Here is a 12632-nt window from a genome sequence, read left to right on the forward strand (position 1 = left end):
GGCGAGAACGTCAGCGCTGATCGGCCTCCCGTTCCAGCAACGGGGCAGCGTCGGAGATTACCCCGGCTATCCGCGCGAGCGCCGCCTCGTCCCGTTCCCCGGCCTCCAGCACCGGCCCGCGAGCCGTGTTCCAGCGCCTGGCCACCGCTGCCGGATCCTCCCCGGTCAGCACGCCCGCGGCCTGTGCGGCGGCGCCGAGCGCGACCAGTTCCTTGGCTTCGGGCACCTGCACGGGACGCCCCGACAGGCGTCGTACGGTCTGCTGCCAGGCCGTTCCCCGCGCGCCCCCGCCGATCAGAAGGAGCGGCGCCGAGCGGTCCGCGTCCTCGTCGAGCACCAGGTCGAGGGCGCCGAGCAGCGAATGGACAGCTCCGTCGTACGCGGCCTGGAGCAGCTGTCCAGGGGTTGTGTCGTGCCGCAGCCCGTGCAGCAGGCCCGAGGCGTGCGGCAGGTTCGGCGTGCGCTCGCCGTCCAGGTACGGGAGCAGCGTCACACTCGTACCGGGCTCGACGGCCTCGCGGTCGATGCCGAGGAGAGCGGCGACGCGGTCCACGGCCAGGGTGCAGTTGAGGGTGCAGGCCAGCGGCAGCCAGTCGCCCCGCGCGTCGGCGAATCCGGCCACGGTGCCGGTGGGGTCTGCGGGCCGCCGCGTCGATACCGCGTACACGGTGCCGGACGTGCCGAGGCTGAGCACCGCGATGCCCGGGCGCAGTCCGAGGCCCAGCGCCGCGGCGGCGTTGTCGCCGGTGCCGGGAGCGACCAGCGTGCCTTTGGCGAAGGGCAGGTCGTCTGAGTCGCGCACGGTTCCGGCGACCTCGCCGGGCCGGACCACGCGGGGCAGCAGGGCCGGGTCGAGCCCCACATGGCCGAGAACCTCCTCGTCGTACGCCTCCGTCCCGGACGCCCACCAGCCCGTACCGGAGGCGTCGCCGCGGTCGGTCGTGCCCACCCCCGTGAGGAGCTCGGTGAGGTAGTCGTGGGGCAGCCGAACGGAGGCGGTGGCCCGGATGGACTCGGGCTCGTGCTCGGCGAGCCACGCCCACTTGGTGACCGTGAAGGACGGGCCCGGCAAACTGCCGGTGCGCTCGGCCCAGGCCTTCGGGCCGCCCAGTTCCTCCACGAGACGGCGGGCCTGCGGCGCCGACCGTACGTCGTTCCACAGCAGGGCGGGACGCACCGGAGTGCCCTGGGCGTCGAGTGTGACGAGCCCGTGCTGCTGGCCGCCGACGGACACCGCGGCGGCCTCGCGCGCCGCCTCCCCGCACTGGTGCAGCGCCTCACGCAGCGCGTCCCACCACTGCCGGGGATCACTCTCGCGACCCGCTCCGGAGGACACGGTGTGCGGCGCCTGGCCGCTCGCCACGACTTTTCCGGTGGCCGTGTCCACGACCAGGGCCTTGGTGGATTGGGTGGACGTGTCCACGCCGACGACGAGCGGACCCTCGGCTGCTGACATCGAGCTCTCCCTCTTCCGCGGCTCCGCGGGGTCTGACCTGGTGTCTTGCGGTTCCATCCGGGTCGGCACAGCCCCGGTTGCACCCGTTGCGCCTTCTCGGAGACATCTTGTCCCTTCCCAGAGATGCCTCCGCATACTAATTTGTTAAGCGCCATGACGAAATAGTCGGAGCAAGCAAGGAGCCGCGGCATGAACTACCAGCCCACCCCCGAGGACAGGTTCACCTTCGGCTTGTGGACCGTCGGCTGGCAGGGAAGGGACCCGTTCGGCGACGCCACCCGGGCCGCCCTTGACCCGGTCGAGTCGGTGCAGCGCCTGTCGGAACTCGGCGCCTACGGAGTGACCTTCCACGACGACGACCTGATCCCCTTCGGGTCCTCGGAGACCGAGCGCGAGTCGCACATCAAGCGCTTCCGGCAGGCTCTCGACGCGACCGGTATGACCGTGCCGATGGCCACCACGAACCTGTTCACGCACCCCGTCTTCAAGGACGGCGCCTTCACCGCCAACGACAGGGACGTGCGTCGCTACGCCCTGCGCAAGACGATCCGCAACATCGACCTGGCGGTGGAGCTGGGCGCGCAGGTCTACGTCGCATGGGGCGGCCGTGAGGGTGCCGAGTCCGGCGCCGCGAAGGACGTACGCGTCGCGCTCGACCGCATGAAGGAGGCTTTCGACCTCCTGGGCGAGTACGTGATCTCCCAGGGCTACGACCTGCGCTTCGCGATCGAGCCGAAGCCGAACGAGCCCCGCGGCGACATCCTCCTGCCGACGGTCGGTCACGCGCTGGCCTTCATCGAACGACTGGAGCGGCCGGAACTGTACGGCGTCAACCCCGAGGTCGGCCACGAGCAGATGGCGGGGCTGAACTTCCCGCACGGCATCGCCCAGGCCCTGTGGGCGGACAAGCTCTTCCACATCGACCTCAACGGCCAGAACGGCATCAAGTACGACCAGGACCTGCGCTTCGGAGGGGGCGATCTGCGGTCCGCCTTCTGGCTGGTGGACCTCCTGGAGACGGCCGGTTACGCGGGCCCGAAGCATTTCGACTTCAAGCCGCCGCGGACCGAGGACTACGACGGCGTGTGGGCCTCCGCCGCGGGCTGTATGCGCAACTACCTGATCCTGCGCGACCGGGCCGCCGCCTTCCGGGCCGACCCCGAGGTCCAGGAGGCACTGCGGGCCTCGCGGCTGGACGAACTGGCGCAGCCCACCGCCTCGGACGGTATCCAGGCGCTGCTCGCGGACCGCGCCTCCTTCGAGGACTTCGACGTCGAGGCCGCCGCCGCGCGCGGGATGGCGTTCGAGCATCTCGACCAGCTGGCCATGGATCACCTGCTGGCAGCCCGCGGCTGAGCGCCCGCAGCTGAGCGCCCGCCAGGGCGCACGATGACCCTTGCGCGGAAGCGTCCGGAATTATGCGATCCACGCCATGGGTCCGTATCAAGTTCCGCGCAGGGGTCGCTTCGTGACCGGTTCGAGGCGACTCTTGACGGTATGGCCACGCCGCCCTTACCGCCCCAGCCGCCTCGGCCGCCGGACAACACGCCACCCCATGGCGGTGGCGGCTACGGTCCACCGCCCGGAGGCTTCGGACCTCCTCCTGAGGGTTACGGCCCGCCTCCTGGAGACGAGGGTCCGCCGTGGCACGGTGGGGGAGAGGGCGGGGAAGGGGACGGGGGAGGCCGGCAGTCACCGCCCCCGCCGCCACCCGGGTCGTCGGGCGGCCCCGACCGGCGCCGCAGGATGCTCCTGCTCGCCGCGATCGTGGTGGTGGGCGCGGTCTCCGCGGTCGTACTGGTGGCCACCGGCGGCGATGGCTCGTCAGACAAGAAGCCGCCGGCGGAGAGCAGTTCCACCACCGGGCGGACGCCGTCGCCCTCACTGAGTATTCCGTCGCAGGTGCCGAGCGAACTGCCTTCCCGCGTGCCGTCCGAACTGCCCAGCGGCCTGGAATCGCTCGTCCCGTCCTTCGCGAGCGACGAAGTGCCGTACTACATGCTGAGAACCGGTGACTGCTTCGACGTGGACGACAGCCGACCGGGCCAGGCGGTGAAGCGTCCGTGCGGCGGCGAGCACGACGCCGAGGTCGTCAAGGTGGCCGAACTGGAAGGCACCTACACGACCGATGCCGCCCTCAAGAAGGCGGCATCGAACCTCTGCCAGGACCCCTTGGACACCAAAGCGGCCAAGCAGCCCGCCAACACTGTACGCGGCACTCTGGTGCAGTACCCCGATCCCGCGGGATTCGACGTCGGCATCGACAACGTCGCCTGCAGCCTGGCTGCGGACGTCGGTAAGGGGAACCGCAAACTCACCAAGCCACTGAAGTGAGCCAGGCGCGTGGGGAAGGAGACCCGCAGACGCTTGCGGAGAGCGCGCCCCGCGCGCGTGGCGGGGCGAAACGCCGAGTGGCCGGCACTCATCCGGTGGGGGCGTGTCGGGTCTCGCCTGCCCCGCGGCCCTGAACCCCGCCTGCCCTGCGGCCCTGAGTCACTCCTGCCCCTCGGTCAGAGCCAGCGCCAGCGCCGTCGCCGGGTCCTGGGACGCCGGTCCGGCGGGAGCCCAACGACCCCGCTCCTTGCGGTACGGCCACCAGCGGCCGTCCGGCCCCAGACGGAGCTGGGTCTGCCCGCCGGCAACGGTCCAGCGGTTGCGGGCCGCGCGCAGGACGGGCCGCTCGCCCTCCTCCCAGGCCGACTCCAGGGCAGCACGCGCGCGTGCGAGCGATTCCGCCTCCGCCGGCCGGTCCGCCTCGAGTACGTCGAGTGCGGCCGCGCCGCCGTACTCCCAGGAGCGGACCGCGAGCGCCAAGGCTTCCCGGTCGCGCCCCGATCCTTCCGCGAGCCGGGCGGCCACCGAGGCTTCGGGCCCGCCCGACGCCAGCCGCACGGCATCCTGCGCAGGCGTCAGGCCGGCCTGCGCGGGGCGTTGTTCATGGCCCGTCCTGAGCACATCGGCGAGCAGTCGGTGCGCTTCACGGGCAGCCTGCGCAGCCAGGAACTCGAGCGCGACCGGATCGACCCCGGGCGCGGGAGCGGACTCCGTGTCCAGTGAAGGCGGCAGGCCCGGTTCAGCGGGCACGACGGGCGCCTCGGGCAGCGGCGGCAGGATGTCCCCCGCCGCGTACGCCTCGGCTGCGTCCACGCCCTCGTGCGTCTCCTGCCGCACCGCGGCGGACTCGGCCTGGGAGACGCTGCGGGTTTGCAGCTCGTCAAGGAGCTCGCGCTCGCCGCGGCCGCGCAGCAGAAGGAGCACGAACGGATCCTGGTCCAGCAGCCGCGCCACCTGGTAGCACAGCGCGGCGGTGTGACCGCAGTGATCCCACGCGTCGCAGTCGCACTCCGCCTCCAGATCGCCCAGTCCCGGCAGGAGATCGACACCGGCGGTCGCCGCGTCCTCGACCAGATGCGGTGGCATCTCGCGGTCGAGCAGTGCCGCGATGTGCCCCGCCCGCTCGACGGCCATGCCGAGGAACCGGTCCCACTGCTCCTCGGACAACTCCTGCAGCAGGACATCCGCGCGGTGGGCGGTCCGGTCGTGGTTCTGGACCACCGCGGTGAGGCGCCCGGGGCGGACCGATACGGCGCCCACGGCTCCCGAGCGCGCGAGCCGACGGCCCGTCCTCAACTGCTCCAGGTCCAGCGCGGCGTCCTCCAGCGCCTTGAGCCAGGCCTGCCCCCACCAGCTCTGGGCGAAGCCCCGGCCGGGGGCGGTCGGCAGGGCGGCGAAAGTGCGCTCGGGAGTGTTCTCGTACGGATCGCTCATCGGGCGCTCCCTCGCAGTTCCACCAGGTCGGCCAGTTGGGCGTCGGTCAGTTCGGTGAGGGCCGTCTCGCCTGACCCGAGCACGGCGTCCGCCAACTCCTGCTTGCGCAGCAGCATGTCGGCGATGCGGTCCTCGATCGTCCCCTCGGCGATCAGCCGGTGCACCTGGACCGGCCGGGTCTGGCCGATGCGGTACGCGCGGTCGGTGGCCTGAGCCTCGACGGCCGGGTTCCACCAGCGGTCGTAGTGCACGACGTGCTCGGCGCGCGTCAGATTCAGGCCCGTGCCCGCGGCCTTCAACGACAGCAGGAAGACGGGCACCTCCCCGTTCTGGAAGCGCTCCACCATGGCCTCGCGCGCGGGGACGGGCGTACCTCCGTGCAGGAACTGCGAGTGCACACCGCGCGTGTTCAGATGGCGCTCGATCAGGCGTGCCATGCGCACGTACTGTGTGAAGACCAGAACGCATGCCCCCTCGGCGAGGATGGTGTCGAGCAACTCGTCCAGCAGCTCCAGCTTTCCGGAGCGTCCGGTGATCTTCGGCCGGTCCTCCTTGAGGAACTGCGCCGGGTGATTGCAGATCTGCTTCAGCCCGGTGAGGAGCTTCACGATCAGTCCGCGCCGCGACATGCTGTCGGCGCCCGAGATCTCCGCGAGGGTCTCTCGGACCACCGCCTCGTACAGACCCGCCTGCTCCTTGGACAGGGACACGGCGCGGTCGGTCTCCGTCTTCGGCGGGAGCTCCGGTGCGATGCCGGGATCGGATTTGCGGCGCCGCAGGAGGAACGGCCGCACGAGCTGGGCGAGCCGGTCGGCCGCCCCGGGATCCTGCCCGCCCTCGACCGCCTTCGCGTAGTGGTTGCGGAACGTCCCGAGGCGGCCCAGCAGGCCAGGTGTCGTCCAGTCGAGGATCGCCCACAGTTCGGAGAGGTTGTTCTCCACGGGAGTGCCGGTGAGCGCCACACGCGCGCGTGCGTCGATCGTCCGCAGCTGCCGGGCCGTGTCCGAGTACGGGTTCTTCACATGCTGCGCCTCGTCCGCGACGACCATGCCCCACGACGTGTCCGCCAGGCGTGCCGTGTCGAGCCGCATCGTGCCGTAGGTCGTGAGGACGAACTCGCCTGCGGCCAGTTCTTCCAGGCTCCGTCGCGCGCCGTGGAAGCGGCGGACAGGAGTGCCCGGAGCGAACCTCTCGATCTCGCGCTGCCAGTTGCCCATGAGGGACGTCGGACAGACGACGAGCGTGGGGCCCGCGGCCGACTCGTCGCTCTGCCGGTGCAGATGCAGAGCGATGAGCGTGATGGTCTTGCCCAGGCCCATGTCGTCCGCGAGACAGCCGCCCAGCCCCAGGGACGTCATCCGGGCCAGCCAGTTGAGCCCCCGGAGCTGGTAGTCGCGCAGGGTCGCGGCCAGCGCGGGAGGCTGCCCGACCGGCTCCTGCCCCTCCGGGTCCGACAGATGGTCCCGCAGCGTCGCCAGCCACCCCGTGGGCCGAACCTCGACCCTCCGGCCGTCGACCTCCGTGGACCCAGTGAGGACGGCGCTCAGCGCGTCGACGGGTGTCAGCTTGCGGTCCTGCTGGGCGTGGGCCCGCCGCACCTCCTGCGGATCGACGAGGACCCACTGGTCACGCAGCCGCACCATGGGGCGGTTCGCCTCGGCGAGTTGGTCCAGCTCCTGGCGCGTCAGCTGCTGGTCGCCGAGCGCGAACCGCCAGGTGAAGGCCAGCAGCGCGTCGGCCGACAGGAAGGAGGGCGTGTCCGAGGACGGCCCGCTCGCGCGCTGTTCCTCGTCCGGCGGGCCGATGACCGCGCGAGCCGTCAGTTTGGTCGCCAGTTCCCTGGGCCAGTGCACCTCCACACCGGCGGCCGCGAGTGCTCGTGCTCCCTCGCCCAGGAGCTCGGTGACCTCCTCGTCGGCGAGTTCGATCGAGTCGGGCACGGTCGCCGACAGCAGGGGAGTCAGCGGGGCCCAGGCCCGAGCGGCACGACGCAACGCGAGCAGGGCGTCCATCCGCGCGCGCGGGCCGAAGGCCGGGCTCGACCCGCTCCACACCTCGGCCGCGTCCGCCAGCAGGGCGGGGTCGCTGACGCTGTGCAGTTGCAGCGCCGCACGGAACGGCAGCCGGGTCTCGTCCGACGCGACCGACGCGAGGCCCGGAACCTCGACGCGCAGCGAGATCCGTACACCGGCGTCGTGCCCGGCCGCGACATCGGCGGCCCACGCGCGGTGCTCGGGTACGTGCTGGGGTTCGGGGGCGGCGAAGGCCGGGCCGCCCGCGGCGAGCGTCGCGGCGGGGGAGCGGGGCAGTGTGTCGGCGACGGCGTCGAGGAAGGCGCGCAGCAGCCACTCGGGGTCGGGCAGCCGCAGCGGTTCGGTCTCGTCGACGGGTACCGCGTGCGCGTGCGGCGGCATCGCGGCGGCCAGTTCACGGATCCGTTCCAGATCCTGTGCTCCCAGAGGGCCTGCGCGCCACGCGTCGTGGTCACCGGCGCTCAGACCGGGCAGCAGCAGTCCGCGGGCGGCGAGTTGGAGTGCCAGCACGGCCGCGGCACCCCAGAAGGCGCTCGACCTGTGGGTCCGTGAGGCGCCGCGCGCGCGGGTGAGGACCGGAAGCGCCGCCCGCACCGGCAGTACGACGGCCGGCACTCTCACCAACTCGACACCGTCCTCGCCGGGAAGGACGACTGTCAGCGCCTCGACAGAACCGGAGCCGATGGCCGGAGGCTCTTCGCCGTCGGGCAGCCAGAAGGCGAAGTGGCCCGTACGGGCCGGGTCGGCGGGGACGAACACTGCGCAGCAGCGGGCCAGTTCGGAGATCTCGGAGGGGGTGGGGGCAGGAATCCTCTGCACAGCGATGACTGTGTTCCTCAAGTTTGACTACCGGGGTCGGGGCCGCCGAGGGTACAGCACGGCAAGAGGTGCGCAAAATGCCTCATCTGCAGTGCCGGTCTCTTCGCGCCAGAGCCTGTCCGGGGTGGTGCCAAGGCCACCCCGCGGTCGAGCTTCCCCCCGCCTGGATCCGTGCTGTGCGCCCGCACGGCCTTCATAGGCCACGACGCGGGACACTCCCAGGTGACCGGCAACCGGCCGGTGGGCCGAGTGATCGGACTCGTCCACGCGAACAGGCTGCATCTCGCCGCGTACGCGGCCCTGCTGAGCTTCATGTCGCTCGGCCTGGCCCTCGCCTTCGCCGCTGTCCACCAGGCGCTCTTCGGGCTGCACCTGGGCATGGCTTTCGCGCCGAACCACAAGGGCTTGGAGATGCCCGACCCCGAGGCGGAGGGGTGGGGGCATCTCCGCCGCCAGGTGCTCACCTCGCGCAACGTCCGCCGAGGGAACCTGACCGACTGGTTCCTCGGTGGTCTCAACTACCAGATCGAGCATCACCTGTTCCCGAGCATGCCCCGCCCTCATCTGAAACTCGCCCAGCCCCTGGTGCGCGCCCACTGCCGTGAGTTGGGTATCTCTTACGTGGGGACGGGGCTGGTGGTCCTATCGGCAGGCCCTGCGGCACATGTACGAGGTCGGGGAGCCCCTCAGGGTCGAGTAGGGGGCGTGTCTCAGGGTCGTATCAGGGTCGCGGCCCGGAACTGCCGGGAGCACGGGTCCGTTCTCAAGACAGAGAGCGGCAGTGGCCGCAAAGGAGGCTACGCAAATGTCAAGGAACGCGAAGATAGCCGCGGGGGGTGTCGCGGTCGGCATCGTCCTGATCTTCTTGCTGCCCTGGTGGGCCGCCCTGCTGATCGTCCTGGGGGTTCCCGCGGTGGCGTATCTGACGCTGGACCCCTCACAGCGCCGCAGGCTGCGCCGCGCCGGACGAAAGGAGCTGGGCCGCTGAGGCGCCCCCCGCCTGGTCGGTTCTCTTCCGGAGCGCAGGATTCGTACTCGACCATGTCGCCGCTCGTGGGTCTGCCGATGGTGTGGTCCACGAGCGGCTGAGTGCCGTGCTACATCCAGGCGAGCGCGCCGCTCCGCACGGTTCCGTCCGATGGTGGCAGCCTGGGTTTCGGTCCGCCTGGCTCAGTTGGGGCGTACCGCCATCTTGTCCAGAGCCTCCAGCAGGCCGGGCAGCTCGGGGCCGCGGCCGACCGGAAGGATCTCTCCAGGCTGCTCGTCGAGCAGCACGAAAGCGATGTCGTCGGTCCGCGCCACCATCGACCAGCCAGGCCCGTCGACCCTCAGCGTCCGCGCGTCCCCCGGGGCGAAGGACGAGCGCACGCGGCCGAGGGGCGGGGGCGCGTACACGTACGAGCGCGCCTCGGCAAGGACGCGCTGGACGGCACTGAGCGGCTTCCGCCCGCCGTTCTCCGCCTCTCCCTCTTCCTCGCCGGCCGGCTCGGATGCGTCACTCGCTGCGGACTCCTCGGCCGTCGAACCGGCGAATGCGGTCTCGTCGATCTGTTCACGCCACGCGGCCCACTGAAGCGCGATCTCGTCCGCGCCGAGGCGCCGCTGGGCTGCACCCCAGGCAGATGTGTCCGGCGGGCACAAGGGGGCCTGCTCCGCGATCTCAGGTGGGGGATCATGCGGGGCGGGCACACCGGGGGCCGCGACCGCCACGCCGAGCGGCCACCCGGGCAGCGCCGCCACCATCGAGCGTTCGTCCGGCGACAGGTCGTACTCCATACCGCAGTCCCAGGAGGCGATGGCGACGGCGACCAGTGAGACGTCGTCGACGACGACTGTCCATCGCGCCCCGTCGCCGTCCTGGCCGAGCACCAGGCCGTACCCGTCGGCGAGGGGCGCGAGGGCCAGTGCCGCACAGGCCTCCGGGTAGTCGTCGCCCAGCACGCTGGGGAACTGCGCCGGCGTCAAGAGCACCGCCGTCAGCACATAGAGTGCGTCGTCGTCCCCGGTGGCGACGGCCTCATCGTCCGTCCCGGCCATCCCAGCCTCCCCTCGCTACATCCGTCGGCGCACCCTAATGCGCGCTCACGGCCGTTGTCACGGGGCCGGGACACGCAGGGGCTGCGTCCATCGTCCGGTACGGGCCGAAACGACCACCTCCTGCCGCGCAGATTCCACTCATGCCCCCGCGCCGGTCCGTCGTCCGGTCGGGGCGACGCGTATCGGGACAGAGGGAAGCGGCGGGGCCGATTCGTCTCCCGCCCCGGCCCAGCCCGGCCCCGCCCCGGTCAGGCGGCCGGCAGCCCGAGGAGAGTGCGGGCCACGGTGGTGGGCGACTCGTCGCGTTCTCGCGCGAGCGCGATGACGGCCCGGCACGCCAGCTCGTTCACGCCGAACGAGAGGGCCTCCGGTGACACCCAGGTCGAGGCCTCGTCGATCCCGTCCTGGTCGTCCTCGGCACCCGCCGACACATAGGCCGCCGCGGCTTCGAACAGGTTGTGCGTCTGCTTCTTCGGATGAGGCCTGGCCGGAGGGGAGGGGTGCCGGGACTCGGCCGTTCGTGGGCGTAAAAGGAGATTCCAGAGTCTGGCCAACGTGCCGGACATTAGGGCCACCTTCTCCCGTGTGCTGTTTCGTCGGTCATCGCCCATCTGTCTCCATTCAACGTAGAGTTGAATCTTCGGCATCAGAAGAGGGCGGAGCCGTGAAGCGTCATCGGACGCCTTCGTCGAGCGTGTCGATCATGGATCGGAGCCGCGCCGGGTCGGCCCGGCTCGCGGCTCGGGCGATGGTGAGGATCCCGCGCCGGAAGGGGTCGCTCAACTCCTCGGCGCGCAGCGGCCGATCGTCTTCGTGGAAGAAACTAGCTGGCTCCTCGAGGAGGCTTTGAGCGGCCCGGAAGGTCGCGAACGGCGGAAGGCCCTGAGCGGCCGGGGGGAGCGGCGCTGTCAGGGCCGGCGTACGGCCAGTGCGAGGAACCGGGCGGACTCGTCCACGTACGACGTCATGTGCCAGCCGGAGGCGAACAGCAGCGGGCCCAGGTTGGCCTCGGCGCGCAGGTCGTCCGGTGTGATCTGCCGTCCCTGGCGCGCCGCGAGGGCGGCCCGGCCGATCGGGTGGAAGAGCGCCAGGATCCCGGCGGGCCGTACGACCCGTGCCAACTCCCGCAAATTCTCGGCGGGGTGCGGAAGATGCGCGATGAGCCCGGCCGCGAAGACGGCATGGAGCGATTCCGGGCGCAGCGGCAATCGTGCCGCGTCGGCGAGGAGCAACTGCCCGGCCCGGTCACGGCCCGCCAGAACCGCGGCCTCCAGCATGGCCGGCGTCAGGTCCGCGCCGAGGACCACGCCCGAAGGCCCCACGGCCTCTCTGAGGGGCGGCAGGGCCCGCCCCGTACCGCAGCCCGCGTCGAGCACCCGGTCGCCCTCCCGCAGCCCCAGCTCGGAGACTGCCGCCGCGTACAACGGCCCGTCGTCGGGGAACCGGTCGTCCCAGTCGGCCGCGCGGGCCGAGAAGAACTCCTGGACATGTGTGTGGTTGTCGCTCATGCACCGCATGATCTCGCACCGCGTGCCGAGCAACCTGATCGAACGCCGACGCAAAACATGAGGCGGTGCACACGTTCGAGCGCGACGCGATCGTTCCCCTGCATCTCTACGCCATATTCCAACAGCTTTCGAAACGCGCCCCCTGTGCGCGCCCTCGGCCGGACTAGCGTCCCGGAGCCATGGGACACCTGGACCACGCCACCTTCGGCTGGCTGACCCCCGTGCTGTCGTACGCCATGGCCTCCATAGGCGCCGCCCTCGGGCTGCGCTGCACGGTCCGCGCCCTCGGCGCCGTTGGCCGGTCGCGCCGCAACTGGCTTGTCACCGCGGCCTCCGCGATCGGCACGGGCATCTGGACCATGCACTTCGTGGCGATGCTCGGCTTCAGCGTCAGCGGCACCGACATCCGCTACAACGTGCCATTGACCATGCTCAGTCTGGTCGTCGCCATGGTCGTCGTAGGCGCCGGCGTCTTCGCCGTGGGCTACGGCCGTGACCGCGGGCGTGCACTCGTCCTCGGTGGGCTGACCACCGGCCTCGGCGTGGCGAGCATGCACTACCTGGGCATGGCCGCGCTGCGCCTGCACGGTGACGTGAGCTACGACCCGGTGCTCGTCGGAGTCTCCGTCGTCATCGCCGTGGTGGCGGCGACCGCGGCACTGTGGGCGGCACTCAACATCAGGTCGCCGATCGCGGTCGCCGTCGCCTCGCTCGTCATGGGCGGAGCGGTGAGCAGCATGCACTACACCGGGATGATCGCGGTCGGCGTCCACGTCATCCCTTCCGGGGAGGCCCTGCCCGGGGCCGCGGCGATGCAGTTCATCTTCCCCCTCGCAGTCGGCCTCGGGTCCTATCTCTTCCTGACGTCGGCCTTCGTAGCGCTGTCCCCGACCGCGGATGAGCGTGAGGCCTCCGCGTCGGCCCAGCGGCCTGTCGAGAACGCCGCCCTTTAGCGGAGGGCCGGACCGGCGATCCGGCAGGCGTGCCCCCGAACCACTCCCGAGCGAGGAG

Annotated in this window: 10 protein-coding genes and 2 pseudogenes; 5 read left to right on the forward strand and 7 right to left on the reverse strand. The window is 71.4% G+C overall.

The window, feature by feature from the left end; genetic code table 11:
• Positions 1 to 10: 10 nt before the first annotated feature.
• Positions 11 to 1456, reverse strand: coding sequence for a xylulokinase (gene xylB / locus AB0D14_RS35055; protein WP_362787135.1), 1446 nt, complete (start codon positions 1454 to 1456; stop codon positions 11 to 13).
• A 189-nt stretch (positions 1457 to 1645) separates the two neighbouring features.
• On the opposite strand from xylB, the gene xylA reads away from it, so the two are divergent.
• Both xylA and AB0D14_RS35065 read left to right on the forward strand, forming a co-directional pair.
• On the forward strand, positions 1646 to 2812 hold the full coding sequence (gene xylA, locus AB0D14_RS35060) for a xylose isomerase (RefSeq protein WP_362787137.1): 1167 nt from the start codon (positions 1646 to 1648) through the stop codon (positions 2810 to 2812).
• A 390-nt stretch (positions 2813 to 3202) separates the two neighbouring features.
• Entirely contained in the window at positions 3203 to 3790 is a 588-nt protein-coding gene (locus AB0D14_RS35065) for a hypothetical protein (protein WP_362787139.1), read from the forward strand.
• A gap of 159 nt (positions 3791 to 3949) precedes the next feature.
• Here AB0D14_RS35065 and AB0D14_RS35070 read toward each other — a convergent pair whose 3' ends face one another.
• Together AB0D14_RS35070 and AB0D14_RS35075 are read right to left on the reverse strand one after the other, a co-directional pair.
• Entirely contained in the window at positions 3950 to 5224 is a 1275-nt protein-coding gene (locus tag AB0D14_RS35070; protein ID WP_362787141.1) for an SWF or SNF family helicase, read from the reverse strand.
• Positions 5221 to 8076, reverse strand: a complete 2856-nt coding sequence (locus AB0D14_RS35075; RefSeq protein WP_362787142.1) for a DEAD/DEAH box helicase — start codon at positions 8074 to 8076, stop codon at positions 5221 to 5223. The genes AB0D14_RS35070 and AB0D14_RS35075 overlap by 4 nt, the downstream gene beginning before the upstream one ends.
• Positions 8077 to 8244: 168 nt before the next feature.
• Between AB0D14_RS35075 and AB0D14_RS35080 the strand changes: the two are divergent.
• Both AB0D14_RS35080 and AB0D14_RS35085 read left to right on the forward strand, forming a co-directional pair.
• Positions 8245 to 8776, forward strand: a pseudogene (locus AB0D14_RS35080) (acyl-CoA desaturase); the annotation flags it as partial.
• Positions 8777 to 8881: 105 nt separating this feature from the next.
• Entirely contained in the window at positions 8882 to 9064 is a 183-nt protein-coding gene (locus AB0D14_RS35085) for a hypothetical protein (protein ID WP_362787144.1), read from the forward strand.
• A gap of 182 nt (positions 9065 to 9246) precedes the next feature.
• On the opposite strand, the gene AB0D14_RS35090 is transcribed toward AB0D14_RS35085, so the two are convergent.
• The 4 genes and pseudogenes from AB0D14_RS35090 to AB0D14_RS35105 form a co-directional block, all read right to left on the reverse strand.
• Positions 9247 to 10113, reverse strand: coding sequence for a hypothetical protein (locus tag AB0D14_RS35090; RefSeq protein ID WP_362787146.1), 867 nt, complete (start codon positions 10111 to 10113; stop codon positions 9247 to 9249).
• Between the two features lie 248 nt (positions 10114 to 10361).
• A complete protein-coding gene (locus AB0D14_RS35095) occupies positions 10362 to 10679 on the reverse strand; it encodes a hypothetical protein (RefSeq protein WP_362787148.1) in 318 nt (105 codons plus the stop codon).
• A gap of 106 nt (positions 10680 to 10785) precedes the next feature.
• A pseudogene (locus AB0D14_RS35100) lies at positions 10786 to 10959 on the reverse strand (PadR family transcriptional regulator); the annotation flags it as partial.
• Between the two features lie 62 nt (positions 10960 to 11021).
• A complete protein-coding gene (locus AB0D14_RS35105; protein ID WP_362787150.1) occupies positions 11022 to 11621 on the reverse strand; it encodes a methyltransferase domain-containing protein in 600 nt (199 codons plus the stop codon).
• A 179-nt stretch (positions 11622 to 11800) separates the two neighbouring features.
• Between AB0D14_RS35105 and AB0D14_RS35110 the strand changes: the two genes are divergently transcribed.
• A complete protein-coding gene (locus AB0D14_RS35110; RefSeq protein WP_362787152.1) occupies positions 11801 to 12574 on the forward strand; it encodes an MHYT domain-containing protein in 774 nt (257 codons plus the stop codon).
• Positions 12575 to 12632: the final 58 nt, after the last annotated feature.

Origin of the sequence: Streptomyces sp. NPDC048484 (genome assembly GCF_040651415.1) — a bacterium.
Classification (GTDB): Bacteria; Actinomycetota; Actinomycetes; order Streptomycetales; family Streptomycetaceae; genus Streptomyces.

What these genes read in the sequence shown, in the direction of transcription:
- AB0D14_RS35090 (WP_362787146.1), bottom strand. Translation starts at nt 10,113, where the DNA reads ATGGCCGGGACGGACGATGAGGCCGTCGCCACCGGGGACGACGACGCA.
- AB0D14_RS35070 (WP_362787141.1), bottom strand. Translation starts at nt 5,224, where the DNA reads ATGAGCGATCCGTACGAGAACACTCCCGAGCGCACTTTCGCCGCCCTG.
- xylA (WP_362787137.1), top strand. Translation starts at nt 1,646, where the DNA reads ATGAACTACCAGCCCACCCCCGAGGACAGGTTCACCTTCGGCTTGTGG.
- AB0D14_RS35105 (WP_362787150.1), bottom strand. Translation starts at nt 11,621, where the DNA reads ATGAGCGACAACCACACACATGTCCAGGAGTTCTTCTCGGCCCGCGCG.
- AB0D14_RS35110 (WP_362787152.1), top strand. Translation starts at nt 11,801, where the DNA reads ATGGGACACCTGGACCACGCCACCTTCGGCTGGCTGACCCCCGTGCTG.
- AB0D14_RS35085 (WP_362787144.1), top strand. Translation starts at nt 8,882, where the DNA reads ATGTCAAGGAACGCGAAGATAGCCGCGGGGGGTGTCGCGGTCGGCATC.
- xylB (WP_362787135.1), bottom strand. Translation starts at nt 1,456, where the DNA reads ATGTCAGCAGCCGAGGGTCCGCTCGTCGTCGGCGTGGACACGTCCACC.
- AB0D14_RS35065 (WP_362787139.1), top strand. Translation starts at nt 3,203, where the DNA reads ATGCTCCTGCTCGCCGCGATCGTGGTGGTGGGCGCGGTCTCCGCGGTC.
- AB0D14_RS35095 (WP_362787148.1), bottom strand. Translation starts at nt 10,679, where the DNA reads ATGTCCGGCACGTTGGCCAGACTCTGGAATCTCCTTTTACGCCCACGA.